At 60.8% G+C, this 26447-nt stretch carries 23 protein-coding genes; 13 read left to right on the top strand and 10 right to left on the bottom strand.

The genetic code is table 11. From position 1 onward, the window contains the following. Positions 1 to 7 precede the first annotated feature (7 nt). The 4 genes from AB4O12_RS15625 to groL all read left to right on the top strand — a co-directional run bounded on the left by AB4O12_RS15625 (position 8) and on the right by groL (position 3531). Positions 8 to 733: a HugZ family pyridoxamine 5'-phosphate oxidase gene (locus AB4O12_RS15625; protein WP_095181796.1), complete on the top strand. Its 726-nt coding sequence runs from the start codon at positions 8 to 10 to the stop codon at positions 731 to 733. A 71-nt stretch (positions 734 to 804) separates the two neighbouring features. Beyond that, positions 805 to 1281 (top strand): FxsA family protein, encoded by a 477-nt coding sequence (locus AB4O12_RS15620; protein WP_016773418.1) that lies wholly within the window; start codon positions 805 to 807, stop codon positions 1279 to 1281. 259 nt (positions 1282 to 1540) lie between these two features. Beyond that, positions 1541 to 1834 (top strand): co-chaperone GroES, encoded by a 294-nt coding sequence (locus AB4O12_RS15615; RefSeq protein ID WP_007916610.1) that lies wholly within the window; start codon positions 1541 to 1543, stop codon positions 1832 to 1834. 50 nt (positions 1835 to 1884) lie between these two features. Continuing rightward, a complete protein-coding gene (groL, locus tag AB4O12_RS15610) occupies positions 1885 to 3531 on the top strand; it encodes a chaperonin GroEL (RefSeq protein WP_016773419.1) in 1647 nt (548 codons plus the stop codon). A 190-nt stretch (positions 3532 to 3721) separates the two neighbouring features. On the opposite strand, the gene AB4O12_RS15605 is transcribed toward groL, so the two are convergent. Further along, on the bottom strand, positions 3722 to 4465 hold the full coding sequence (locus AB4O12_RS15605) for a phosphatase PAP2 family protein (protein ID WP_460059024.1): 744 nt from the start codon (positions 4463 to 4465) through the stop codon (positions 3722 to 3724). Between the two features lie 207 nt (positions 4466 to 4672). Between AB4O12_RS15605 and colR the strand changes: the two genes are divergently transcribed. The 5 genes from colR (at position 4673) to AB4O12_RS15580 (ending at position 8397) form a co-directional block, all read left to right on the top strand. Next, the gene (colR, locus tag AB4O12_RS15600) at positions 4673 to 5356 is read left to right on the top strand and encodes a two-component system response regulator ColR (RefSeq protein WP_041479855.1); all 684 of its coding nucleotides are present in this window, start codon (positions 4673 to 4675) and stop codon (positions 5354 to 5356) included. Next, positions 5346 to 6629, top strand: coding sequence for a sensor histidine kinase (locus AB4O12_RS15595; protein WP_252886731.1), 1284 nt, complete (start codon positions 5346 to 5348; stop codon positions 6627 to 6629). The genes colR and AB4O12_RS15595 overlap by 11 nt, the downstream gene beginning before the upstream one ends. Before the next feature lie 149 nt (positions 6630 to 6778). Further along, a complete protein-coding gene (locus AB4O12_RS15590; protein WP_041480029.1) occupies positions 6779 to 7447 on the top strand; it encodes a class I SAM-dependent methyltransferase in 669 nt (222 codons plus the stop codon). A 3-nt stretch (positions 7448 to 7450) separates the two neighbouring features. Further along, the gene (locus tag AB4O12_RS15585) at positions 7451 to 8167 is read left to right on the top strand and encodes a lipopolysaccharide kinase InaA family protein (protein WP_024014147.1); all 717 of its coding nucleotides are present in this window, start codon (positions 7451 to 7453) and stop codon (positions 8165 to 8167) included. 2 nt (positions 8168 to 8169) lie between these two features. Next, complete coding sequence (locus AB4O12_RS15580; RefSeq protein WP_041479852.1) at positions 8170 to 8397, top strand: hypothetical protein; 228 nt, start codon at positions 8170 to 8172, stop codon at positions 8395 to 8397. A 269-nt stretch (positions 8398 to 8666) separates the two neighbouring features. On the opposite strand, the gene AB4O12_RS15575 is transcribed toward AB4O12_RS15580, so the two are convergent. The 9 genes from AB4O12_RS15575 to AB4O12_RS15535 all read right to left on the bottom strand — a co-directional run bounded on the left by AB4O12_RS15575 (position 8667) and on the right by AB4O12_RS15535 (position 22342). Beyond that, positions 8667 to 11693, bottom strand: coding sequence for a multidrug efflux RND transporter permease subunit (locus tag AB4O12_RS15575; protein WP_252884770.1), 3027 nt, complete (start codon positions 11691 to 11693; stop codon positions 8667 to 8669). A gap of 13 nt (positions 11694 to 11706) precedes the next feature. Then, positions 11707 to 12855 (bottom strand): efflux RND transporter periplasmic adaptor subunit, encoded by a 1149-nt coding sequence (locus AB4O12_RS15570; RefSeq protein ID WP_460059020.1) that lies wholly within the window; start codon positions 12853 to 12855, stop codon positions 11707 to 11709. A gap of 255 nt (positions 12856 to 13110) precedes the next feature. Then, positions 13111 to 14211, bottom strand: coding sequence for a DUF1513 domain-containing protein (locus AB4O12_RS15565; RefSeq protein ID WP_056789981.1), 1101 nt, complete (start codon positions 14209 to 14211; stop codon positions 13111 to 13113). Between the two features lie 14 nt (positions 14212 to 14225). After that, positions 14226 to 15290, bottom strand: a complete 1065-nt coding sequence (locus AB4O12_RS15560) for an imelysin family protein (protein ID WP_460059018.1) — start codon at positions 15288 to 15290, stop codon at positions 14226 to 14228. A gap of 27 nt (positions 15291 to 15317) precedes the next feature. Then, on the bottom strand, positions 15318 to 16745 hold the full coding sequence (locus AB4O12_RS15555) for a di-heme oxidoreductase family protein (protein ID WP_460059016.1): 1428 nt from the start codon (positions 16743 to 16745) through the stop codon (positions 15318 to 15320). Between the two features lie 276 nt (positions 16746 to 17021). Further along, entirely contained in the window at positions 17022 to 18374 is a 1353-nt protein-coding gene (locus tag AB4O12_RS15550; protein ID WP_460059014.1) for an imelysin family protein, read from the bottom strand. Positions 18375 to 18585: 211 nt separating this feature from the next. Next, positions 18586 to 20637 carry a putative bifunctional diguanylate cyclase/phosphodiesterase gene (locus tag AB4O12_RS15545; protein ID WP_016773430.1) on the bottom strand — a complete coding sequence of 684 codons (2052 nt, stop codon included), beginning with the start codon at positions 20635 to 20637 and terminating at the stop codon, positions 18586 to 18588. A 329-nt stretch (positions 20638 to 20966) separates the two neighbouring features. Continuing rightward, positions 20967 to 21563: a superoxide dismutase gene (locus AB4O12_RS15540; RefSeq protein WP_016773431.1), complete on the bottom strand. Its 597-nt coding sequence runs from the start codon at positions 21561 to 21563 to the stop codon at positions 20967 to 20969. Between the two features lie 176 nt (positions 21564 to 21739). Then, positions 21740 to 22342 (bottom strand): LysE/ArgO family amino acid transporter, encoded by a 603-nt coding sequence (locus AB4O12_RS15535; protein WP_150637403.1) that lies wholly within the window; start codon positions 22340 to 22342, stop codon positions 21740 to 21742. Between the two features lie 96 nt (positions 22343 to 22438). On the opposite strand from AB4O12_RS15535, the gene AB4O12_RS15530 reads away from it, so the two are divergent. The 4 genes from AB4O12_RS15530 to AB4O12_RS15515 all read left to right on the top strand — a co-directional run bounded on the left by AB4O12_RS15530 (position 22439) and on the right by AB4O12_RS15515 (position 26375). After that, positions 22439 to 23326 carry a LysR family transcriptional regulator ArgP gene (locus AB4O12_RS15530; RefSeq protein WP_150637405.1) on the top strand — a complete coding sequence of 296 codons (888 nt, stop codon included), beginning with the start codon at positions 22439 to 22441 and terminating at the stop codon, positions 23324 to 23326. 99 nt (positions 23327 to 23425) lie between these two features. Continuing rightward, a complete protein-coding gene (locus tag AB4O12_RS15525) occupies positions 23426 to 24418 on the top strand; it encodes an NAD-dependent epimerase/dehydratase family protein (protein WP_423663331.1) in 993 nt (330 codons plus the stop codon). A gap of 116 nt (positions 24419 to 24534) precedes the next feature. Further along, on the top strand, positions 24535 to 25392 hold the full coding sequence (locus tag AB4O12_RS15520; RefSeq protein WP_056789961.1) for a hypothetical protein: 858 nt from the start codon (positions 24535 to 24537) through the stop codon (positions 25390 to 25392). 134 nt (positions 25393 to 25526) lie between these two features. Then, positions 25527 to 26375 (top strand): cache domain-containing protein, encoded by an 849-nt coding sequence (locus tag AB4O12_RS15515; protein WP_095181439.1) that lies wholly within the window; start codon positions 25527 to 25529, stop codon positions 26373 to 26375. The last annotated feature ends 72 nt before the right edge of the window (positions 26376 to 26447 follow it).

Raw genomic sequence — 26447 nt, 5'->3', positions numbered from 1 at the left:
TCACAAATTGAGCGCTGAAGTGGCGAAGAATGCCCGAGAATTGCTTCTCAAGGAATACCGGGGAGTGCTGTCGACCCACTCCAAATCGATGCCGGGTTTTCCCTTTGGCTCGGTTGTGCCGTATTGCCTGGACGAGCAGGGCCGGCCGCTGATCCTGATCAGCCGCATCGCCCAGCACACGCATAACCTGCAGAAAGATCCGAAGTGTTCGATGCTGGTGGGCGAGCGCGAGGCCGACGATGTGCAGGCGGTCGGGCGGCTGACTTATCTGGCCGAAGCGCAGAAGCTCGCAGAACCGGCAGCGATTGAGGCTGCCGCCGAACGCTACTACCGCTATTTCCCCGACTCGCAGAATTATCACCAGGCCCACGATTTCGATTTCTGGGTGCTCGATCCGGTGCGCCATCGCTACATCGGCGGCTTTGGTGCGATTCACTGGATCGACGATCTGACCCTGGCCAACCCGTTCGCCGGCAAGGCTGAAATCAGCATGGTCGAGCACATGAACAGCGACCATGCCAAAGCCATCGCCCATTACGTCGAGCTGGCCGGGCTGCCCAACAGCACGCCGGCGCAACTGGCCGGCATCGACAGCGAGGGCATGCACCTGCGCATCGGTCAGGCCGTCTACTGGTTGCCCTTCGCGGCGCCATGTAATACGCCGACACAAGTGCGCGAGGCCTTGGTTTCTCTGGCTCACGCCCAGTCCTGGCCGAAAAAAGCGCAAAGTTAAGCTTGAATTCACGCAAGGGCGACGTCATCTAGGGCTTACTGCAAGGCATTTCTTGCGTTGAGGAAACTTTGATGCGCCCTTTTCTGTTGCTCTTTCTGCTGTTTCCAGTGCTGGAGCTGTTCGTATTCGTCAAAGTGGCAGGCTCTATCGGGTTCTTCCCGGCCCTGCTGCTGATCATTCTCGGCTCGATGTTCGGTGTGTTCGTGCTGCGCGTCGCCGGTCTGGCCACCGCATTGCGTGCCCGGGAAAGCCTGAATCGCGGCGAGTTGCCCGCGCAGACCATGCTCGAAGGCCTGATGCTGGCGCTGGCTGGTGGCCTGTTGATCATTCCCGGCTTCATCAGTGACGTCGTCGGTCTGGTGATGCTGTTGCCGGTCACCCGTCGTCTGCTGGCGAACAAGATGCGCCAGCGCGCCGAAGATCAGGCCATGCGTCAGCGCGCCTTCGCCGACGACCTGCAACCCCGTGGCGGCCCGGCCCCGCGCGAGCCGCTCGGTCGAGAGCCGAATGTGATCGAAGGCGAGTTCGAACACCGCGACAACAAGTGATATCAGCATCGACACGGCACCCTCGGGTGCCGTGCTCGTTTATGGCGCTTTTTTACGGTGTGGCGATGAAAAATTTTTTCCGCCAGCCCTTGTAATCGGCTTGTACGCCCCTATGTATCGGTCACCGAAAGGTTTCCGGTATTCAAACCGGACAGACTTGCGCGGTTCGCTCGACGGACCGCAACCGGCGCAGGCCGGATTCGTTAAACCCGCCGGGACTACACCGGCCGATGAAAACCACAATTAGGAGAGATCGACAATGAAGCTTCGTCCTCTGCATGACCGCGTCGTCATCCGTCGCAGCGAAGAAGAAAAGAAAACCGCTGGCGGTATCGTCCTGCCAGGTTCGGCTGCTGAAAAAGCCAACCACGGTGTGATTCTCGCTGTAGGCCCGGGCAAAGCTCTGGAAAACGGTGAAGTGCGTGCACTGTCCGTGAAGGAAGGCGACAAGGTTGTGTTCGGTCCTTACTCCGGCAGCAACACTGTGAAAGTCGATGGCGAAGACCTGCTGGTAATGAGCGAGAACGAAATTCTCGCGGTTATCGAAGGCTGATACTCCCGTTCATTTTCCCGTTACTACAAAGTATTTAAGGAATATCGATCATGGCTGCTAAAGAAGTTAAGTTCGGCGATGCCGCCCGCACCAAGATGCTCAAAGGCGTCAACGTTCTGGCTGACGCGGTAAAAGCGACCCTGGGCCCGAAAGGCCGTAACGTGGTTATCGAGAAGAGCTTCGGCGCTCCGACCATCACCAAGGACGGCGTTTCCGTCGCCAAAGAAATCGAACTGGATGACCGCTTCGAAAACATGGGCGCGCAGCTGGTCAAAGACGTTGCCTCCCGTGCCAACGATGACGCTGGTGACGGTACTACCACCGCTACCGTTCTGGCTCAGTCGATCGTCAACGAAGGCCTGAAAGCCGTCGCTGCCGGCATGAACCCGATGGACCTGAAGCGCGGCATCGACAAGGCGACCATCGCCATTGTCAAAGAGCTCAAAGCCCTGTCCAAGCCATGCGCTGACTTCAAAGCCATCGCTCAGGTCGGCACCATCTCGGCCAACTCCGACAACTCCATCGGCGACATCATTGCCGAAGCCATGGAAAAAGTCGGTAAAGAAGGCGTGATCACCGTCGAAGAAGGCTCGGGCCTGGAAAACGAACTGTCGGTTGTAGAAGGCATGCAGTTCGACCGTGGCTACCTGTCGCCATACTTCGTCAACAAGCCGGACACCATGGTTGCCGAGCTCGACGGCCCGCTGATCCTGCTGGTCGACAAGAAGATCTCGAACATCCGCGAAATGCTGCCAGTGCTGGAGGCCGTTGCCAAAGCCGGCCGTCCACTGCTGATCGTGGCCGAAGACGTTGAAGGCGAAGCCCTGGCGACTCTGGTTGTGAACAACATGCGTGGCATCGTCAAAGTCGCTGCCGTCAAGGCACCGGGCTTCGGCGACCGTCGCAAGGCCATGCTGCAGGACATCGCTGTTCTGACCGGCGGTACCGTTATCTCCGAAGAGATCGGTCTGAGCCTGGAAAGCACCACCCTGGAGCACCTGGGTAACGCCAAGCGCGTAACCCTGTCCAAGGAAAACACCATCATCGTTGACGGTGCTGGCGTGCAGGCAGACATCGAAGGCCGCATCGCCCAGATCCGCGCCCAGGTTGCCGAAACTTCCTCGGACTACGACCGTGAAAAACTGCAAGAGCGTCTGGCCAAGCTGTCCGGCGGCGTTGCAGTGATCAAGGTTGGCGCTGGTTCCGAAGTTGAAATGAAAGAGAAGAAAGCCCGCGTTGAAGACGCCCTGCACGCAACCCGCGCAGCCGTTGAAGAAGGCGTGGTACCTGGCGGTGGCGTGGCGCTGATCCGTGCTCTGGAAGCACTGACCGAGCTGACCGGCGACAACGCTGACCAGAACGTCGGTATCGCTGTGCTGCGTCGCGCTGTTGAAGCGCCGCTGCGTCAGATCGCTGCCAACTCCGGTGACGAGCCAAGCGTAGTCGTCAACGAAGTGAAGAACGGCAAAGGTAACTTCGGTTACAACGCTGCTTCCGGCGAATACGGCGACATGATCGAAATGGGCATCCTTGACCCAACCAAGGTAACCCGTTCGGCTCTGCAAGCTGCAGCCTCGATCGGCGGTCTGATCCTGACCACCGAAGCAGCGGTTGCCGACGCACCGAAGAAAGAAGGTGCAGCTGGCGGCGGTATGCCAGACATGGGCGGCATGGGTGGCATGGGCGGCATGATGTAAGCCAGCCTCGGCCCTGTAACGCAAAACCCCGCTGGCGAAAGTCAGCGGGGTTTTTTATTACCCCAATTTCGAAGCTCACTGGTATCCCCCTGTGGGAGCGAGCCTGCTCGCGAAAGCGGTCTGTCATCCGACATGCAAGCCAGTTGAGCCGACAATTCGCGAGCAGGCTCGCTCCCACAGGTGCTTTATTTCAGGCATTGATCGGCTGTGTGTTCATCGCCGTCGAAGTCTTGCCAGCCGGGCGATACAGCACCCAGTAATAAGCCCCCAGGCAAATCAGCCAGCAGAAAATCGCCGTCCACACGTTGTGCGAAAAGAAGTGCGCGCCTTGCATCATGCGACTGATCGAGAACACCGAACCCAGCGCAAAGGCGAACACAAACGCCTGCCGCGCCAGTCGTGGACGGCGGTCGCGCAGCACGAAGAACAGTGCAAACAGGGTGAACCCGGTCGCCGCATGGCCACCCGGCCAGCAACGTCCCGGCTTGTCCGTGGCGGGGCGATGTTCCATGAGTTTGCTGTAGGTCTCGTGACCGCCGAATTGCTCCAGGCTCCATGGGCACTGCACGGCGGTGACGGCTTTGACTGGAGTAACAAACGAAGTCGCCAGCCCCAGCGACAGCACCAGACAGCCCAATTCACGCTTGAACGGTTTCAGCCGTTCGATGAAAAACGCGCCGATGAAACCCAGAATGGCAAACACCGAGAAGCCGATCACCAGCTGTTTCGCCCGGTCATGCAGGATGTCTTCAAGAAAAAAGCTGTGCCGTCCGATGAAATCCCCGGCGACCGGGTCGTAGAACATTTGCGCCAGAACCATGTCCAGATCGGTCAGTTCGAGCAACAGCAGAATGATCGCCGCCGCTGCGGGAATGCCCAGACACAACCACCAGTTCAGCGGTCTTGAAGCGGGAAGGGCAGAGGTCGACACCATGGCAGGTTCCTTGGTCGATGAACGGAGGAGAGAGCGTAATCGCGCGGAGTCTGCGCGCGCTGGCGTCGGCGATTTGTTAACCGAAAGTGAAAAAAACGTCGCAGCGCGCAGCGCAGGTTTATCGAAAAACGCCCCTAGCCCTCAGCCGCTCTTGGCCGTAAGCTGCGCGGGCCAAGACGGCCGTTACCCCGTTCGGAGGAGGTGCCCATGCGAATTCTGCTGGTCGAAGACAACCGCGACATCCTGGCCAATCTGGCCGACTACCTGGGCCTCAAGGGCTATACCGTCGATTGCGCCCAGGATGGTCTGTCCGGTCTGCATCTGGCGGCGACCGAGCATTACGATCTGATCGTGCTCGACATCATGCTGCCCGGCATCGACGGCTACACCTTGTGCAAACGCCTGCGCGAAGACGCCCGGCGTGACACGCCGGTGATCATGCTGACCGCCCGTGATCAACTCGACGACCGTCTGCAGGGCTTCAAGTCCGGCGCCGACGATTACCTGATCAAACCGTTTGCGCTGTCCGAGCTAGCGGCCCGCGTCGAAGCGGTCATGCGCCGTGCTCAGGGCGGCGGTCGCCGGGCGTTGCAGGTCGGTGACCTGAGCTACGACCTCGACACCCTGGAAGTGACCCGCGAAGGCAAGCTGCTCAAACTCAACCCGGTGGGTCTCAAGCTGCTCGCGGTGTTGATGCAGAAGAGCCCGCACGTGCTGCGTCGGGAGATTCTCGAAGAAGCGCTTTGGGGCGATGACTGCCCGGACAGCGACAGCCTGCGCAGCCATGTTCACCAATTGCGCCAGGTGATCGACAAGCCATTCGCCAAGCCACTGCTGCACACCGTGCACGGTGTCGGTTATCGCTTGGCCGAGGGGCGAGATGGAGTTTAAGCAGAGTCTTTCCCAGCGGATCATCATCGCCTTTGCGCTGATGAGCGCACTGGTCGCCGGCGCTTTCGCCATGGGCATCGTTGCGACGGTGCACCTGGTGGAAGAGAAACTGATTTCCGCAGGGCTGGGCGGCGACCTGCAACGTTTGCTGCTGATGGACAATGTCTCCGACTGGAGCCATCGGCCCGAGCCGGATCAGTTGTTCTACTTCAGTGGCGGGCCGGGGGATTTCGACCTGCCCAAGGATCTGCGTCACCTCGATGCCGGTTTCCATGAGGTCTTTCGCGAGCAGCTGTCCTATCACGCCATGGTCGAAGTGGTGGATGGTCGGCGTTATGTCTTGCTGCAGGACCAAAGCGATTTCGAAGAGCGCGAGCGCGTGCTGTTTGCGGTGGTGCTGGTGGGCTTCGTGCTCAGCCTGGCCTTGGCGGTATTTCTCGGCTGGGTGCTCGCGCGCAAGGTGATGGCGCCGGTGGTGCGCCTGGCGCGGCAGGTCCGGCATCGCGACCAACTGCTCGGGCTGGCGCCGCCCTTGGCGCCGGACTACGCGGCGGATGAAGTCGGTGAACTGGCGGTGGCGTTCGATGCCACCCTGGGGCGCTTGCGTCAGGCACTGACCCGCGAACGTCTGTTCACCAGCGACGTCAGCCATGAATTGCGCACGCCGCTGATGGTCCTGGCCAGTTCCTGCGAACTGCTGCTGGAAAACCCCGGAGTCGATCAGCGCGGTCGCGCCCAGGTCGAGCGCATTGCCCGGGCCAGCGAGGAGATGCGCGAACTGGTACAGACCTTCCTGATGCTGGCGCGCACGCAGAACGAAGAGGCCGCAGCGGCGCCCCAGCAGAACCTCACACAGGTGGCCGAGAGCCTGCTGTGCCTGTGGCGTGAGCCGATCGAGCGCAAGGGGCTGACACTGATATTCGAGCCGGGCACCCCAGCGGATACTCGCTACAACGCGACCTTGCTGAACGCGGTGATGGGTAACCTTTTGCGTAACGCACTGCATTACACCGAACAGGGTTTCATTCGCCTGACGCTCACCGCCAACGGTTTCGTCGTTGAGGATTCGGGCGTGGGCATTCCCGAGGAAAAACGCGAGGCGATGTTCGAGCCCTTTGTGCGCGGCAGCGAGAAGCGTGGCGAAGGGCTGGGCCTGGGTTTGTCGCTTGTGCAGCGTATCTGCGAAAACCAGGGCTGGACGGTCAGCTTGAGCACGATGGACCCCAATGGCTGCCGATTCGAGGTAGATCTTGGCGTGAATGCCAGCAAATAGTGGCTCGAGGCTACTCCCGTACACCTGTCTGAATCCTGTATAACGTTGTAATAATTTACGGATTTACCTGACAGATTTTTCACAATTGGATGACCTGACGCTGACACGCCGCTGATTAAGGTGGCGTCATCAGAACAGGAGTCCAGATGATGGCCGGCCCGATCAAGCTCGATTTTTCCGAAAAGTACGACGACCAACACGCACAACGATATCTGCGCAAGCACCAGCAAAGCCTCGGTCGCCGCCTGTCGCACTTGCGCGATGAGCAAGTCGGTCGCAAGGCCTTGGCGCTGGCGGGAGATCCCGGGCTGGTGCTGGATCTGCCCTGCGGTGCCGGGCGTTTCTGGCCAATGCTCGCGGAGAAGCCCAACCGGGTGATCATCGGCGCGGACAATTCCGAGTCGATGATCAAGACCGCGATGCAGGGACAACCGGCCGAGGTGGTCAAGCGTGTACAACCGCTGCACACCTCGGCATTCGATATCGCTCTGCCGGATAACTCGGTCGACAGCATCTTTTGCATGCGTCTGTTGCACCACATCGGCGAGGCCGAGCACCGTCGGGTGATCCTGCGCGAGTTCGAGCGGGTGACCCGCGACAGCGTGATTGTTTCGTTGTGGGTCGACGGCAATTTCAAGGCCTGGAAGCGCAAGCGTGCCGAGCGGGATCGGCCAAGTCATGATTACCAGAATCGGTTTCTGATTCCGGCGGCGACGATCGAGAAAGAATTTGAACAGGCGGGTTTCCGCATTCAGGAACAACTGGACTTCATACCGCTCTATGCGATGTGGCGAGTTTACGTATTACGCAAGAGGTAGAGGATGGCAGTGCAAGCAGCGGTTGAAGCGGATGTCGCTCCCCAGGATCGTTTCGATTATTACTGGAACCAGCGCGGCGAATGGGTTGAAGAGCCCAATGTGCGCCGTGGTGGCGAAAGCGGGGTGCAGCGCATCGTCGACCGTGACGGGCAGCTTTTGTACGCCAAGCGCCAGACCGGGCACATCTATCGCAGTTGGTTGCACCCCTTCGGTCGCCCGACCGTATTGCGTGAACTCGACGCCCTGACTGGCGTTAGCAAACTCGGCGTGCGCGTACCGCAGATCGTCTTTTGCGGCGCCCAGCCGGATCCGCAGCACAAATGGCGCGCGCTGCTTGTCACCAAATCCCTCGACGGTTTCCAGGAACTGGAACACTGGCTGGCCGCTGCCGGTGGTCGCGATCAGTGTGGCGACGTGGTTTACGAGAAAGTCCTCAAGGACCTCGCCGAGAACCTGGCGCGCATGCACAAGGGCCGCTGGCAGCACAGCTGCATTTACATCAAGCACGTTTTCGTTCGCGTCACCGGCGAGGGCGAAGCAGCGCAGGTTGAAGTGGCGTTGATCGATCTGGAGAAGTGCCGCCAGCGTCTGACCCCCTATCGCGCCGCGCAGCATGACATGAAGCAACTGCGTCGCCATTCGTCGTTCCGCGATGCCGACTGGAAGAAACTCGTCTACTTTTATGAGACGGCGTTTGGCAGCGCTATCAAAGGTTTATAGCGATGAAACTCGAAATTGCACGAGGTTTGTTCCTGATCGGGGCCTTGGCAGTTGCTTCACTGGCGGTGGCTGCCTGGGAGCAGCCGCGCATGCAGGTCATAGGGGCGTCCGGGAACGACGCTCATTGTTCGGTTCCACGGGTGGCCAAGGCTTCCGTGGCGACCCAGCCCGATCATGATCTGCTGTTGTTCATGTTCGGACTGTCTCAAGGGATGAGGCCAGCCAGTTGAAACGATTCAAGCCCAAATAAAAGGCCTCGCAATTGCGAGGCCTTTTATTTGGAATACGGATTGTGTAGGAACTGCCGAAGGCTGCGATCTTTTGATCTTACTTGATCGTTCCTACGCTCTGCGTGGGAACGCCTCAAAGGACGCTCCGCGTTCCAATGGGACGCGGAGCGTCCCGAGCTGCATTCCCACGCAGAGCGTGGGAACGATCAACATCGATTCAACTGAACTACCGCATTCGCGAGCAGGCTCGCTCCCACAGGGAAATGTGCTTATCTGGCATCTGGCTTAGCAAGGAAGGTATAAACACACGGCAGCACGAACAACGTAAACAACGTGCCAATCGACATCCCTGTGGCAATCACCATGCCGATATCAAAGCGGCTCACGGCGCCCGCGCCGGTTGCCAGAATCAGCGGCACCATGCCGAACACCATTGCCGCCGTCGTCATCAGTACCGGGCGCAAGCGAATTGCTGCCGCTTCCTCCACCGCGTCACGGGCGCTCAGGCCCTTGTCCTTGCGCAACTGGTTGGCGAATTCGACGATCAGGATGCCGTGCTTGCTGATCAGGCCGATCAGCGTCACCAGCCCCACCTGGGTGTAGATGTTCATGCTCGACCAGCCGAGGAACAACGGGATCAGCGCGCCGCAGATCGACAGCGGTACGGTGACCAGAATCACCAACGGATCGCGGAAGCTTTCGAACTGTGCGGCCAGCACCAGAAAGATGATCGCCAGCGCCAGAGCGAATGTGACCCACAATGCGCTGCCTTCCTGCACGTACTGGCGCGAGGCACCACCGTAATCGAAGGCAAACCCGGCCGGTGCTTCTTCGCGGGCAATCTGCAGCACGGTATCGATGGCTTCGCCCATGCTCACCAGCGGGAAACCGGAAATCTTCGCTGCGTTGAGCTGCTGGAACTGATTGAGCTGGCGCGGCCGTGCGCGGTCGCTGACCTTGATCAAGGTCGACAGCGGCAGCAATTCGCCCTGGGTGTTTTTCACGTAGTAATTGTTCAGCCAGTCCGGGTTGTCGCGGTAGGCCCGTTCGACCTGGGCGATGACCTTGTAGCTGCGCCCGTCGATGGTGAAGCGGTTGATCTCCGCCTCGCCGAGCAAGGTCGCCAGCGTGCTGCCGAGGTCGAGCATCGACACGCCCATCTGCGCAGCCTTGTCGCGGTCGATATCGACCACTACTTCCGGCTTGTCGAACGCCAGATCGAGGTCGACGAAGGCGAACTTGCCCGACTCCATGGCGCGTTTCTCGATGCGCTCGGCGACTTGCAGCAGCAGCTCGTAGTCATTGGCGGTGTTGATCACGAATTCGAAGGGCAGGCCTTCACCGGTGCCGGGCAGGGAGGGCAGGTTGAAACCGAAGATCTGCAGGCCGGGAATGCTCTCCAGTTTGCTCTGCACCTCGGGGAGGATTTCCATCTGCGTGCGGCTGCGCTCATTCCATGGCTTGAGCAGGAAACCGCCGATACCGGCCTGCACGCCGCTGTAGCCGTTGATCTGGAACGAGGAGTAGTACTCGGGAAACTCCTTGAAGATGGTGATGAATTCGTCGGTGTAGGTGCTCAGGTAGTTGAGGTTGGTCGGCTGCGGCGCGCTGGCCATCATGAAAATGATGCCCTGGTCCTCGTCCGGGGCCAGTTCCGACTTGGTGAACTTGAGAAACACCGGAATCAGGCACAGCACGATCACCGCGAACACCAGCACCACCGGCCGAGTATTCAGCGTGCCATGCAGCATGCTTTGATAACGGCGCTTGAGGCCTTCAAAGACTCGGTCGAGACGATGGGCCAGGCCGCTGGGATTCTCTTCGTGGCGCAGCAGAAACGCGCACATCATCGGCGACAGCGTCAGGGCGACGACGCCGGAAATCACCACTGCGCCGGCCAGGGTCAGGGCGAACTCCTTGAACAACGCCCCGGTCAGCCCGGTGAGGAAACCGATCGGCGCATACACCGCCGCCAGGGTGATGGTCATCGACACCACCGGCATGGCGATTTCCCGGGCGCCTTCCAGGGCTGCATCGAACGGCGTCTTGCCTTCCTCGATGTGCCGGTGGATGTTTTCCACCACGACAATCGCATCGTCCACCACCAGACCGATGGCCAGCACCATTGCCAGCAGCGTCAGCAGGTTCATCGAGTAACCCATCATCTGCATGAAGAACATCACGCCGATCATCGACAGCGGAATGGTCACCACCGGGATCACCACCGAGCGCAACGCGCCGAGAAACAGGAACACCACGACGATGACGATCAGTACCGCTTCGAACAAGGTCTTCACCACCTCATCGATCGAGGCCTGAATGAACAGCGTGGCGTCGTAGGCGATTTCGCTTTTCAGGTTCGGAGGCAGCTGCGCTTCCAGCTCGGGCATCAGCTTGCGCACTTCCTTGATCACGTCCAGCGGGTTGGCGCCGGGGGTGGCCTTGATGCCGATGTACACCGACGGCGTGCCGCCGAACGAGCTGATCGAGTCGTAGTTTTCCGCGCCCATTTCCACCCGCGCCACATCACGCAGCAGCACGCGGCTGTCGCCATCGACCTTGAGCGGAATCGCCGCGAAGGCTTCCGCGGATTTCAGTTCGGTGTTGGCGTTGATGCTGGTGACGGTGTACTCGCCTTTCACTTCGCCGGCAGCGGAGAGGAAGTTGTACTGGCGCACCGCCGCAGTCACGTCGGCGGCGCTGAGGCCGAAGCCGGCGAGTTTCACCGGGTCGAGCCACAGGCGCATGGCGAACACCTGATTGCCGAGGATCTCCGCTTCGGCCATGCCCGGCAGCGTCGCCAGTTTCGGCTGGATCACACGCGACAGGTAATCGGTGATCTGCGGGTTGCTCAGGTCTTTGCTGAAGAAGCTGATGTACATCAGCGCCGAAGCGTCGGCGGACTCCTTGCTCAGCACCGGGTCTTCGGCGTCCTGCGGCAGCTTGTTCTTCACCTCGTTGGCCTTGGCCAGCAGTTCGGTGAACAAGCGGTCGGTGTTGGCACCGATGCGCGCGTAGATCGAAATCACCGAGAAGTTCTGCCGGCTGACCGAGGTCATGTAATCGATGCCTTCGGCGCTGGCCAGGCTCTGTTGCATCGGCTGGGTGATGTAGCCCTGAATGGTTTCGGCGTTGGCCCCGGGATAAGCGGTGGTCACCGTGATCAGGGCGTTTTCCATTTGCGGGTACTGGCGCAGCGGCAGCTTGCTCCAGGCCTGAAAGCCCAGCAGAACAATCAGCAGGCTGACCACGGTGGCGAGCACCGGGCGGCGGATGAACGGATCGGTAAAAGCCATGGGGATTCCTTGATCAGTCGGCGCGAGGCGGACTGTTCTGCTCGCCGAGGGTCTTGTCGTCGCTGATGGCGATAGGGGCACCGTTGTCCAGTTTGATCTGGCCCGCCGTCACCACTTGTTCGCCGCTCTGCACGCCCTTGTTGATCATCACCAGGCCATCGCGGCGTTCGCCGGTCTCGACGAAGCGCCGCTCGGCAATCAGCAGCGGTTGGCCGTTGTCATCCTTGGCGACGCTGCCGTCCTCGGCCTTCTTCTGCCCGACCACGTAAACCGAGTTGCCGTACAGGGTGTAGGTGATCGCGCTTTCCGGCACGACGATGTGCTTCTGCGGATTTGGCAGCAGCACTTCAAGGCTGGCGAACATCCCCGGCAGCAGCTTGCCGTCGGGGTTGGCGAGGGTGGCGCGGACCAGAATATTACGCGTGGTGCTTTCGACGATCGGGTTGATCGCGCTGATCTTGCCGACAAAGTTCTGTCCCGGATACGCGGCGACAGTGAACTGCACGGGCTGGCCGATAGCGAGTTTCGGCACCGCTTGTTCGGGCACGTAGAAGTCGGCGTAGAGGCTGCTCAAGTCCTGCAACGTGGCGATTTTGGTGCCACTGGCGAGGTAGTCGCCGACGTCGACCTGGCGGATGCCGATGGTGCCGCTGAACGGCGCGAGGATGCGCTTTTTCGCCAGCGATGCGTTGAGCTGATTGACCGTGGCCTTGTTCTTTTGCAGCACGGCGGAGAGGCGGTCGTACTCGCCTTTGGAGATCGCGCGGCTGTCGACCAGTTGCGCGCCACGGCCGAAATCAAGCTGCGCTAGACCGAGGTCGGCGCGGGCAGTTTCCAGCAGAGCGGTCTCGACGGCGCTGTCGAGCTGCAGCAGCGGTTGGCCGGCCTTGACCTTCTGCCCGGATTCGAATTTGAGTTCAGTGACGGTGCCGGCGACTTCCAGACTCAAGTCGACACCTTGCAGGGCCTTGAGCGTGCCGACGGTGGGCAGGCGCATCTGCCACGGCTGTTCGCCGGCAGTGGCCACGGCGACGCTGATCGGCGGCTTGGGCTTGGAAAAGCCCTGGATCATCGTGTAGATCGAAAAGGCTTTGTATCCGCCCAGTACCAGGACGATCAGCAAAACAACACCCAACATGATCAGCATGCGGCGACGCAGCATATTTCCATTTCCTTGGATAAATCATGAGACAGGCGGGCACATTACTCCGAGTCAGGTGGGGATTCCAACTGGCAGTTATTACGTGAAGGCCGGATATGAACCCTGTGGCGAGGGGATTTATCCCCGCTGGGCTGCGAAGCGGCCCCCTGAATCCTTCAGTCATACCGCAATTGCAGTTTTAAGGGCGGCTGCGCCACCCAACGGGGATAAATCCCCTCGCCACAGGATGGGGGGCCATCTCAAAAATGGGGGGTATCAGGCCATCAGATGAAGATGGTTGTCCCAGAGCCCCGCCGGCAATTCCAGCGGCTTGGCCAGCAGTTGTTCCTGGCGGCAATCGTAGTAACGGCAACGGCCCTGCCCCGAGGTCACGACGAAGCCATCCTTTACCGCACCGACGCCGGCGCAATCAGGCAAAGGCGCATCGAGGCGCAATTCGCCGCTGTCCAGATCCCAGATAAAGAAGCGATTGCCGCGCGGTGCCGTCAACGCGACCAGACGCAGATCGCTGTGCACCGCGACGCTGGCGGTGTAGTGCCCCATCGCCTGCAACTGCTGCTCGGCCACCGGGAACGCCACGAACGCTTGTCCCGGTCGCTTGATCGCCAACAGCTCCGAACGCTCGTGGGACGGCCCCATGAATTGCTGACCGGCGACGATGGTGCCGTCACTGGCGATGCCCAGGTGGCGGACGCTGTTCATCTGCTGGGCGAGGGTTTCCTTGCTCAGCAACGTGCCGTCGCGCTGCATCAGCACCAGGCTCGGTTCCATGGCGTTAAGGTTCATGTCGACGCGGCTTTCCGCCTCGGTGCGAATGCCGCCGTTGGCCACCACCAGCGTCTCGCCGTCGGGCATCCACGACACCTGATGCGGGCCGAGGCCATGGGTGGAAATCTCGCCCGTGTGCACCAGCCGCTCGCCTTCGAACTTGTACACACCGAGCAGGCCACGGCCGGGATCGCTCGTGTCATTCTCGGTGGCGTACAGGTATTCGCCGTCCTTGTGCACCACGGCGTGGCCGTAGAAGTGCCGGTCCGGCTGCGAGGTCACGGTCTGCAGCAACTTGCCGTCGCGCAGGTCGATCAGGTAACTCTCGGTTCCCGGACGCCGCGCGACGAACAGCGCCAGCGGCTGCGTCGGATGATTGATGATGTCGTGACAACGCTGGCCGACGTGGGTGGCGAACACTCGCGTACCGTCGAGCCGATAGCCGACGGCGTAATGCTTGCCGTCAGTATCGTCGCGCGCCGACAGCAGCAGCGGGCTCTGATCCTTGCGTTTGAACAGCGTCCAGCCGCCCAGCGTCACTGCTCCCAGCAGTGCACTACCTAAAGTCAGAACCTGACGTCGCAGCATGGCACTCGCCCTCATCAGTCACCGTCGTTGGCGTTGAAGCCCAGTTGGATGCCCAGCGCCTTGGCCAGCTCGCCTTCATGCAGGCGATGGACGACGTTGAGGCTGTCGTAGATATCGTTGAGTTGCTGGCGCCCGGCGTCGTCCTCGAGCATTTCGCCGAGCGAACGCTGGGTGCTATCGAACAGCTTCAGCGAAGCGGCATAAGCGGCATCGATCTTGTCCGCCAACGGTTTCTGCTCGGCCGGCAGCAGACCGCGCAGGCCTTTGTTGTCGACGCCTTCCCAGACGGTTTTGGCTGCGGCAAGGCTGGCTTCCAGCGCCGTCAGCGACGACTGGCTGCGCCACGCATCCGCCTGGAATGGCTGCGGCACGCCTTTGCTCTGCCGGCCCATCGGCGTGCCGAGTTTTTTCTTCAGGGTATCCAGTGCCGTCACTTGTACGCGCAGCAGATCGGCGATCGCTTCGTGGGAGTCGGCGTAGCGCTGGTTAGGGAACTTGCTCATCTGCGCGAGCATGCCGTCGGTGTTGTTCCAGCCCTGCAGGATCTCTTCGGCCAGTTGCTTCTGGCGTTCGCCGATGGCGATCAGCAGCGGGCAGTACTTGGCTTTCTGCGCATCGTTGGCGACGTCAGGCTTGGCGTCGAAGAGGATGTATTCGTAAGCCGACAGGCCCTGCACCACGACGCTGGATTTGGCCAGCGCTGCGGCATCGATCTGCGGCTGGGCGACGATCAGTTGCTCGACCTGACGGCCAACCAGGTTTTTCTTGTCCGGCCAGAACTGCACTTGCCACGAGCGATTGCCCTCGGCCAGCGGCCCGATCAACAGCGGTTGCAACTCGGCCCAGGCTTTCTGCGCGTGAAGGAAGTCGGCACGGGCGGTTTCCAGGGTCTCTTTGCCCTGGCAGTAGGCGAGGGCGCTGACCGCCAGTTGCCGGTCGGCTTCGACCCAGCGAGTGTAGGTCGGCAGGATCACCGATTTGGCGATCGCCGCCGAAGTGACCGCTTGCGGGTCCTGCGGCGAGCAGGCGCCGAGGGCGAGCGCGGCAAGGCTGGTGAACAGTAACTTGGGACGGAACATGTCGGGCTCCCGATGCTTTTACAGTATTTAAAGTGAGTTCAGAAAAGCCAGCAACGCAGCGCGCTGCTCGGCATTGAAAGACAAAACCTGTTGCTGCGCCGCCGTCGCCTCGCCGCCATGCCAGAGCACCGCTTCGAGCAGGTTGCGTGCGCGACCGTCATGTAAAAACTGGGTGTGACCGCTGACCGCTTGCGTCAGACCAATCCCCCACAACGGCGGCGTGCGCCAGTCGCGGCCGGAGGCCTTGAATTCCGTGCGGTTGTCCGCCAGGCCTTCGCCCATGTCATGCAGCAGCAAGTCGCTGTACGGACGAATCACCTGATTGGCCAATTCCGGTTCGGCGGCATCGGCGGCGGTGGTGTATTTCGGCGTGTGGCACGACTGGCAACCGGCCTGGAAAAACAGATTCTTGCCGGCCAGCACCTGTGGATCGTTGACGCCACGGCGCGCCGGCACTGCGAGATTGCGGCTGTAGAACAGCACCAGCCGCAGGATGTTGTCGCTCACCTCCGGTTCACCGTCCGGGCCATTGCCGTTCGGCGCCTGTTTGCAGGCAGTCTGCGCCTCGGTGCAATCGTCGAACGGGCGCAGGCTGGTGGTCAGGCCCATGTCACCGGAGAACGCGTGAACATTCTGTTGATTGAGATTCGGTTGCCCGGCTTTCCAGCCGAACCGGCCGATGACGGTTTTCTGCAACTGGTCATCCCAGACCTGGTTGGGTCGGCCATTGATGCCGTTGTTCTCTTTCGCCTGGGCGGCGGCGTTGGCGAGGATCGCCTCTTCGGGGATCGCTTCGAGCAGGCCCAGACCAATCATCGGCGGCGCCACCCGCGCGGAAAAACGCGTGTCCGGGTGCATCGGCCCGTAACCGAGTTGAGTGATCTGCAAGGTCGGTTTGCGCAGCTCGACTTCAGTGCCGTCCTTGAAGCGTACCGGCACCGGCGTGTAGTCCACCCGCACCTTGCCTTCCGGGGCAACGCCGGGCACGGCCATGTCCTGGAACTGCCCGCCATACACCGGCTCCGGAACCACGCCGAGCTGTTCGATGACTTTGGCGTAGGGCGGCGCGTCGGGAATCGACAGGCGTACCAGCATCGACACTGCATTGCTTGCATCAGGTGCCGGCGGATGCCCGCGACCGTCCTTGATGTGGCAGTTCTGGCAGGCGTTGGTATTGAACAACGGGCCGAGGCCGTCGCGCGCCGTGGTGGTCGACGGCGCGATCACCCACGGGCTGCGAAAGAAACTGTTGCCGACACTGAAGTCCACGCGCCGCGAGGGCGGCAAGTTGGCCGATGGCAGGGAGAAGGCGTTCTGATCGCTCTTGCGCACGGTCGCCGCACCGCCCGAACGCGCTTCCCCCGGCTCGGCCTTGGTGAAACGCGGGGCGTCATCGCAGGCACTCAGGCCCAGGGCCAGCAACAGTGCGGACAAGCGAAGAGGCAGCGAGGGCATCAGACATCCTGCGGACGGGCAAAAATGAAGGCGCAAAGTCTAACAGGGCGGGGGAGTTTGAATAAGAGGAATTATCGTTTGCTTGATACAGCGCAAATCTGCAGAGCGATGCAAACCTCCTGTAGGAGCTGCCGAAGGCTGCGATCTTTTGATTTTGATCTTCAAAAATCAAGATCAACAGATCGCAGCCTTCGGCAGCTCCTACAGGGGACTGTGAACATGGGGTATGAAAAAGGCGACCCGAAGGTCGCCTCTTTTTTGACGCGGACGCTGCGATCAGAATTCGTGATCGGCGCTGTCCGGGTTCAGGTCGCTGATGCCCAGTTTGCCCGCAGCGGCTTCGATCGAGCCGGTCTGCTTGACCAGCGCGGCGATGGCGTCGCGAACGACCTGGTTGCCAGCGGTGTTGCCGGCAGCGATCAACTGGTCGTAGTGCTCACCCTTGTTGGCGTGATCGACCATGACCTGGATCTTCGCTTCGGTCGCGGCCAGATCGGCTTTCAGCGCGGTGTCGGCAGCCGGATCGGCCTTGGCCACCAGCGACGACAGGCTGGCGCCGGTCATCTTGGTGCCGTCAACACGGGTGTACTCGCCCAGGTAAACGTTACGCACGCCTTTGGCGTCGTAGAAGTGCGAGTAGTGGGTGTTGTCGCTGAAGCAATCCTGCTCGTCTTCAGGGGAGTTGGCTTCCAGGGAAACCTTCATGCGCTCGCCCGCCAGTTCACCCAGGGACAGGCTGCCCATGCCGAAGAGCATTTTGCGCAGGCCGGTTTCGCCTGGCTCGGCTTCCAGGGTGGCGCGGTAGTTGTCGGCGACGTTCGGCTTCCAGTTGGCGACCATTTCTTCCAGGTCGCTGACCAGCAGTTGGGTCACGGCTTTCAGGTAGGCACGACGACGGTCGTTATGACCACCGGTGGCGCCGGCGCCTTCCAGATAGTCCGAGGCCGGACGGTTGCCAGCGCCAGGGCCGGTGCCGTTCAGATCCTGGCCCCAGAGCAGGAATTCGATCGCGTGGTAGCCGGTGGCGACGTTGGCTTCGGAACCGCCCAGCTCGTTGAGGCTGGCGAGTTTTTCCGGGGTGATTTCTTTCACGTCGACTTTGTCTTCGCCGACCTGCACTTCGGTGTTGGCGATGATGTTGGCGCTGGCGCCCGGGTTACCCAGCGCGTGCTCGTAGGATTTGTCGACATAGTCGATCAGGCCTTCGTCCAGCGGCCAGGCGTTAACCTGACCTTCCCAATCGTCAATGATGGTGTTGCCGAAGCGGAACACTTCGCTCTGCAGGTACGGCACGCGCGCGGCGACCCAGGCAGCCTTGGCGGCTTTGAGGGTGTCGGCATTCGGCTTGGCGAGGAACGCGTCGACCGCAGTTTGCAGGGTTTTCGCAGTGGATTCGGCATCGCTGTAAACGGCGAAGACCATGTCGGCATAGTGCGCGACCACAGCCTTGGCGGCAGCATCGTCAACTTTACCGGCAGCAGGAGCCGGTGCAGCGGCAGGGGCTGGAGCAGCGCTGCTGGAAGCCGGAGTCATTTCGGAGGCTTTTTCTTTGTCCTTGCCTTCGCCGCAACCGGCGAGGGAAATAGCGATGGCCAGCAGACTGGCGGTAGCCAGAGGCATACGAATCATGGCGAACATCCTGCTTCGGTAGTTGAATGGACTGGCGCCGGGGGCGCGCAAAACTGCGACATAATGCAAATCTTTCGCATTATGTGTAAAGGCGTGCTTGGAAATATTTCTTATTTGCGCATGAAGATCAAAAGATCGCAGCCTCGTTGCACTCGTCAGCTCCTACAGGAGGAACGCATTTCAAATGTAGGAGCTGCCGAAGGCTGCGATCTTATAAAATAGCCGCGTTGCTGCGTTGCGCCTGCTTGAGGTAAATACCCAGCTCCCGCGCCGGCAGCGGTTTGCTGTAGTGGTAGCCCTGACCTTCGTGGCAACCCTCGGAAATGATGTAGGTTTCCTGCTCGGCGGTTTCCACGCCCTCGGCAATCACCTGCATGCCCAGGCTCTTGCCCAGCTGGATGATCGCGCGAACGATGGTCGCGTCATCGTCGTCATCGAGCAGATCCTGCACGAAGCTCTTGTCGATCTTGATCTTGTCCAGCGGCAGGCTTTTCAGATAGCTGAGGGACGAGTAGCCGGTGCCGAAGTCGTCGATCGCGATCAGCGCGCCGGAGCGGCGCAGGCTGAGCAGATGCTGGGCGGCGGTGGTGATGTCTTCCATCAGGCCGGTTTCGGTGACTTCCAGTTCCAGACTGCGCGGCGGCAAGCGGTACATCTGCAACAGGTTGTTGACCACCCGTGGCAGCTCGGCGTGGTGCAGTTGCACGGTGGACAGATTGACCGCCATGCGCAAATCGACAAAACCTTGATCGTGCCATTCGCGCAATTGCTTGCAGGCCTGATCGAGCACCCACTCGCCGATGGCGATGATCGTGCCGTTCTGTTCGGCCAGCGGAATGAACAGGTCCGGCGGCACCAGCCCGTGTTCCGGATGTTGCCAGCGAATCAGCGCTTCGACGCCAACCACGCGGTGATCGCGATAACTGATCTGCGGCTGATAGACGAGGTAGAACTGGTCGCGGATCAGCGCATCGCGCAAATCCTTTTCCAGCTCGCGACGACGGCGCATCTCGCTGTCGACGCTGGCGATATAGAACTGATAGCGATTGCGCGAGCGGGTCTTGGCCAGGGTCATGGTCTGCTCGGCTTTCTGCAACAGCTTCTCGGTGCTGTCGCCGTCCTCGGGGAACAGGGTGATGCCGATGGTCGCGCGCAGGCGGATTTCCTGATCGTCGAGGGCGAAGGGCGCCTCGAGGTCATCGAGAATGCTCTGCGCCAGTTCCGCTGCTTCGTAAGGCTGTTCAATGTCGGCCTGCACCAGCGCGAACTGATCGCCGCCCAAGCGAGCGAGGGCGCCCAGGCGACCGCTGTGGGCACGTAGACGATCGGCCAGGGCCAGCAGCAATTGGTCGCCGGTCTGGTAGCTGAATTGCTCGTTGATGCCCTTGAAGTCATCCAGGCCGACGCACAACACCGCGACGCGGCGCTGCAATTTTCCGGCATCGACGAGAATCTTGTCCAGTTGCTGCTGCAATTGCTGGCGGTTCGGCAGGCCGGTGAGGAAGTCGTACTGGGCCATGCGCAGCAGGCTGTTTTCCGCTTCGTGGCGCAGGTGGGTGTTGCGTTCGATGGACTCGAGCAACTGGTTGGCGGTGTTGATCCACAGGCCCAGCTCGTTTTTTTCGTGGCCCTTGATCTGCGGAATCTTGTGCTCGCTGGGACGATCCGGGTTGATTTCGGTGAGGTGCTCGATGATTCGCGACAGCGGTTTGGTCAGCAGCCAGTGATAGACCAGATACAGCACCAGGCCCAACGCCAGTGCGCGCAGCACGCCGGAAATGAAAATGATCACTGAGCTGACGATAAACCCTTCGCCATAGGTGGCGGTGTCGAGGGTGATGCTCAGGTCGCCGTAGTATTCGCTGTAGGGGCCGCGGCCGACCAGTTGCGTGGTGAAGGTGCGTTCCTGGCCGAGAATCAGGTCGGTCAGCCAACGGCTATTGGAATGCTGCAGTTCGCGGGATTTCTGCGCCAGCATGGCTTCGTTGGGGTGGCCGATGGAGGCCTGACGCACGGCGTCGTCCTGGAACAGCCCTTCGATCACCTGCATGCCCATTTCCCGGTCCAGGCTGTACACGGCCTGGGTCGATGGATCGCGGAACATGTCGAGGATGCGCTCGGCGTCGCCGGCAACCGCCTGACGGGTCTTGTAGGCATCGAAGACAATCTGCGCGCAGCTCAAGACTACGCCTACGATCAATGCCGACAGGAGCACGACCCGGAGCAACTTCACCGACAAGCTGTTCTTGAGTTCCAGCTTCAAAGGGTTATTCCTTGTTCCGTGCGGGTAGCGTCAAGTTGCCATGAGTATTGGCAATCCCGGGTTGGCAGTCAAAGGGACAATCGGGCACGGGAAAAGTCGCCGTGATCCTGGCCGCAATGTCGTCATTTGAGTAATAGCTCTGAATTAACTGTGTCGGTTGCAATTGCCTTCAACTTGAGCACTGGGCCAAAGATTTTTTCCTGTCTGTGATGGTAGACGGCTGGGGGCTGGCGGCAAACGGCGCGAAGCTGCTTTTACCGTGCGAGAAACGCCATGCGCCGGGCATAAAAAAACCCGGCCGAAGCCGGGTTTTTCATCTGGCGCGCAGCTTAAGCGGTGAAGGTTTTGCCTTCGAACTGCTCGGCCACGAACTTCCAGTTGACCAGGTTCCAGAACGCTTCAACGTACTTCGGACGCAGGTTGCGGTAGTCGATGTAGTAAGCGTGTTCCCAGACGTCGCAGGTCAGCAGCGGGGTGTCGCCGCTGGTCAGCGGGTTGCCGGCGCCGATGGTGCTGGCCAGGGCCAGGGAACCGTCAGCCTTTTTCACCAGCCAGCCCCAGCCGGAACCGAAGGTGCCGATCGAGGTTTTGCTGAATTCTTCCTTGAACTTGTCGAACGAACCGAACGCTGCGTTGATGGCATCTGCCAGTGCGCCGGTTGGTTGACCGCCGGCGTTTGGCGCCAGGCAGTTCCAGTAGAAGGTGTGGTTCCAGACCTGAGCGGCGTTGTTGAAGATGCCGCCCGAAGAAGTCTTGACGATTTCTTCCAGGGTCTTGCCTTCAAACTCGGTGCCTGGCACCAGGTTGTTCAGGTTCACGACATAGGTGTTGTGGTGCTTGTCGTGGTGGAACTCCAGGGTTTCCTTGGAGATGTGCGGCTGCAGGGCATCGTGTGCGTAAGGCAGCGGCGGCAATTCGAAAGCCATGATGATTCTCCTAATCAGGTCTGTTGCGGTGAGCGCAAGGCCGATCACGGGCGGCCGGAAATGCACCGGCGAGTTTTTACTCTTTGCGGCGCAGGGTTCGGATCATAGCACCGGGGTCGCGCCTTAACCACGCAACAACTGTGTGGGATAGAGGTTCCAGAGCCTTTGCGAATAAATCATCCGGCGATGATCAACTGCGCGGCGACGGTGAACATCATTAACGCCACCACCAGATCGAGAATGCGCCACGTGCTCGGGCGGGCCAGCCACGGTGCCAGCCACGCCGCGCCGAGGGCCAGGGTGAAAAACCACAGCAACGATGCACTCGCCGCGCCGACCACATAAGCGCCCGGCACCGATTGCTGCGCGCCCAGCGAGCCGATCAGCAATACCGTATCGAGATAAACGTGGGGGTTGAGCAAGGTCACCGCCAGCGCGCTGAGCATCACTGCGCGCAGCGAACGCACGCTCTGGTTTTCGCCTTGCTCAAGGCTCTGTTTCGAGCAGGCCCGGCGCAGTGCCTGGCTGCCGTACCAGATCAGAAACGTCGCACCGCCCCAACGGGCGATCGCCAGCAGGGTCGGGTTCTGCGCGAGGATCGTCGCCAGGCCGAACACCCCGGCCGCGACCAGAATTGCGTCACACACCACGCACAATGCCGCCACCGGCAAATGGTGTTCACGGCGCAGGCTTTGCGCCAAGACGAAAGCGTTCTGCGTGCCGATCGCCATGATCAGGCCGAACGCCACCAACAGGCCGTTTACGTAGCTTTGCCACATGGGAGAGATCCTTGAAAGAGAGTGCTTGCTGGCTATTCTCCGGTGTGACGCTGTATAAGAAAAACCAATAGTGCTGATCGCCCATTAGGAAAACTGATGTTCGACTATAAGTTGCTTTCCGCGCTCGCCGCTGTGGTCGAGCAGGCCGGATTCGATCGCGCCGCACAGGTGCTCGGCCTGTCGCAGTCGGCGATCTCCCAGCGCATCAAATTGCTTGAAGCGCGGGTCGGCCAGCCAGTGCTGGTGCGCGAAACACCGCCATCGCCGACCGAGATCGGCCGACGCTTGCTCAACCATGTGCAGCAGGTGCGTCTGCTCGAGCGCGACTTGCAATCAGTGGTGCCGGCGCTGGACGAAGAAGGCCTGCCCGATCGCCTGCGCATCGCCCTCAACGCCGACAGCCTCGCCACTTGGTGGGCCGAGGCCGTCGGCGATTTCTGCGCCGAGCAGCATTTGTTGCTCGACCTGATCGTCGAAGACCAGACCGTCGGTCTCAAGCGCATGCGTGCGGGTGAAGTGGCCGCATGCCTGTGTGCCAGCGAGCGGCCGGTGGCGGGAGCCCGCAGCGTGTTGCTCGGCGCCATGCGTTATCGGGCGCTGGCCAGTCCAGCCTTCCTTGCTCGGCATTTTCCCGAAGGCGTGCGCGCCGAACAGCTGCCGCGCACCCCGGCGCTGGTGTTCGGTCCGGACGATTTCCTTCAGCATCGCTATCTGGCGCTGTTGGGCGTCGACGGCGCGTTCGAGCACCATTTATGCCCGTCCTCCGAAGGCTTCATCCGCCTGACCGAAGCCGGTCTGGGCTGGGGCCTGGTGCCGGAACTGCAGGTGCACGAGCAATTGCAACGCGGGGTGCTGCGCGAATTGCTGCCAGATAAACCGATCGACGTGCCGCTGTACTGGCATCATTGGCGCAATGGCGGCCAGTTGCTCAATCTACTGACCGAACAACTGCTGCGCTCCTCAAAGCAATGGCTAGTGGCTTGAACGCAGCAACAAGCGTCAAGCTGCAAGCGGCAAGAATACGTACCGTTTCAACTTGCAGCTGAAAGCTCGAAGCTTGCAGCTGCTTCCCTGGAGTTTTTGATGAAGATTTTGGTTACCGGCGCCAGTGGCTTTATTGGCGGGCGCTTTGCGCGTTTCGCCCTGGAGCAGGGCCTTGAAGTGCGGGTCAACGGTCGCCGGGCCGAGAGCGTCGAACATCTGGTGCGCCGGGGCGCGGAGTTCGTGCCGGGCGATCTGACCGACGCCGATCTGGTGCGCGACCTGTGCAGCGATGTCGAGGCCGTGGTGCATTGCGCTGGTGCTGTCGGTGTGTGGGGGCGTTATCAGGACTTTCATCAGGGCAACGTCGAAGTCACCGAAAACGTTGTCGAAGCCTGCCTCAAGCAGCGGGTGCGGCGGCTGGTGCATCTGTCGTCGCCGTCGATCTATTTCGATGGCCGCGACCATCTCGGTCTGACCGAAGAGCAAGTGCCCAAACGCTTCAAGCATCCCTACGCCGCGACCAAATATCTGGCCGAGCAGAAAGTCTTCGGTGCCCAGGAATTCGGTCTGGAAACCATCGCCCTGCGCCCGCGTTTCGTCACCGGTGCCGGCGACATGAGCATCTTTCCGCGCCTGCTGAAGATGCAACGCAAGGGGCGGCTGGCGATCATCGGCGACGGCTTGAACAAGGTCGATTTCACCAGCGTGCAAAATCTCAACGAAGCCATGCTTAGCAGCTTGTTGGCGCAAGGTTCCGCGCTCGGCAAGGCCTACAACATCAGCAACGGTACGCCGGTGCCGCTGTGGGACGTGGTCAATTACGTGATGCGCCGGATGGACGTCGATCAGGTGCGCAAATATCGCTCCTACGGTCTCGCGTACAGCGTCGCGGCGCTCAACGAAGGCGCGTGCATGCTCTGGCCGGGACGCCCGGAGCCGACACTGTCGCGCCTGGGCATGCAGGTCATGAAGAAAAATTTCACCCTCGACATCAGCCGCGCCCGGCATTATCTCGACTACGATCCGAAAGTCAGCCTCTGGGCTGCCCTCGATGAGTTCTGTGCGTGGTGGAAAGCCCAGGACATCCGTTGAAACGATTCGGCCGGGCGGCAATGAACCGCCTTGCGGGTTGAGGGTCAATGCCTGCGGCTGCGGCGGTTATACTTCGCAGCATTTAGCCATCACCGCGTTTGCCAAAGGTTGCCTCAATGTCCATGCGAAACGATGCCCACGACGACGATTTCGATAACGTGCCAAGCCTGCGCGCTGACCCGTTCGACGACGATGACATCGCGCCCGGCCCCCGCACTTCCGTGCATTCGCGCACGGCGCCAGTGGTCAAGGTCAAGGCCGCCAGCACCGGGCCGCTGTGGGCGCTGGTCGGTGCGTTGTTTTTCGCCTTCATCGGTCTGGCCTGGTGGAGCTTCCAGCAGATCTCGCTGATGGAACAGCAACTGGTCGCCACCCAGGAAAGCTTCGCCCGCATCAGCGAAGAAGCGGCGGGGCGCCTGCAGGATATTTCCGGCAAGGTTGTCGCCAGCCAGAGCAACGTCAACAGTGACAGCGAAGCGCTGAAGCTGCAGATCAAACAACTCGAAGGCAAGCTGCTCGACCAGAGCAAGCAGCAGCAAGGCGTGGCCGGTCAGGCCAGCGAACTGGACAAGCGGCTGGCGCAAATGACCGCGCAGACCACCGAACAGCAGAACGCCAATACGCAGTTGCAGGCTCAGGTCAAAGCCTTGAGCGCCGAGCTGGCGACCATCAAGAGCACCCCGGCCGATACCAGCAAGGTCGATGCGCAGTTGAAAGCCTTCGACGCCCAGTTCAAAAGCCTTGGTGCCGATATCGCCGCGCTGAAGAAACAGGGCAACCCGAGCGCGGCGATCGATCGTCTGGAGCAGGACATCGTGGTGCTGAAAAGTCAGCAGGACAATCGCCCGGCAGCGCCGCAGGGTGGCGGCAATACCGCCGAGTTCGATGCGTTCCGCGCGCAGATGACCCGCAACCTCAACACTTTGCAGGCGCAGATCCAGAATCTCCAGCAGCAGATCAATTCCCGCCCGTAGCGACTGATCTGTTGCCCGGAGGGCTTTGTCCCCTCACCACAGGGGCCTGTAATCCCCTGCATCATTCTGAATACTCGTACATCAGCCCAAGCCGTCTACGCTCTTGAGACACCAAAAAGAACGAGGGATGCGCTATGGGGTTTTTGCATAAAGTGGCCTGGCTCGGCCTGATTCTGTTGGCCGGTTTCGGCCAGGCCAGCGCCGCCACCGCCGCCAAGGATGACAGTCAGGCGGCCATCGCCCTGCTGGAAAAAGCCTTGGCCTACTACCACGACAATGGCGACAAGGCCTTCGCCGCCTTCAGCCGCCAGGGTGAGTTCGTCGACAAGGATCGCTACGTGTTCGTCCTCGACACCAAAGGCGTCATGCTTGCCAGTGGCGGGCCGTCATCGGCGCTGATCGGCCGTGATGTCAGCGAAGTGCTCGGGCCGGATCTGCAGAAGGCGTTCAAGGATGCGCTGAAAGTGCCGGAAGGCAACGGCATCCAGCAGGCCGAATACCGCTGGCAGAATTGGGCCGACGGCAAGGTCGAGCGCAAGCATGTGTTTTATCAGCGCGTCGGGCAGCGCATTCTCGCGGTGGGTTACTACTTGCCACGGGCTTCGGCTGAGCAGGCCAAGGCCTTGCTGGACAAAGCCGCGACGGATCTGGGCAAGGACGAGAAGGGCACGCTGGTTGCGATCAACTCGCTCAAGGGCGGATATCTGCAGGATGACCTGTATGTCTTCGTGGTCGATCTGAACAACCAGCGTTATGTCGCCCACGGCACCAATCTGCGCTTGATCAACACTGATTTTGGCAAGGTCAAGGACCCGGAAGGCAAACCGGTGGGCGAGCCGATTCTGGCGCTGATCGGCAAGCAGGATGAAGGCGAATATGAATACCGCTGGAAAAACCCGGTAACCGGCAAGATCGAGGACAAGCATGCGTACCTGAAAAAGGTCGGGCATTTCCTCGTCGCGGTGGGCTACTACAGCCCTTGAGAGAACACCGTTCCCTTGTGGGAGCGAGCCTGCTCGCGAAGCGGTGTGTCATTCAGCTATGTGTCGGCTGAC

The sequence above is a fragment of the Pseudomonas sp. S2_A05 genome, from assembly GCF_054668485.1.
This window is presented reverse-complemented; position numbering and strand designations above follow the sequence as displayed.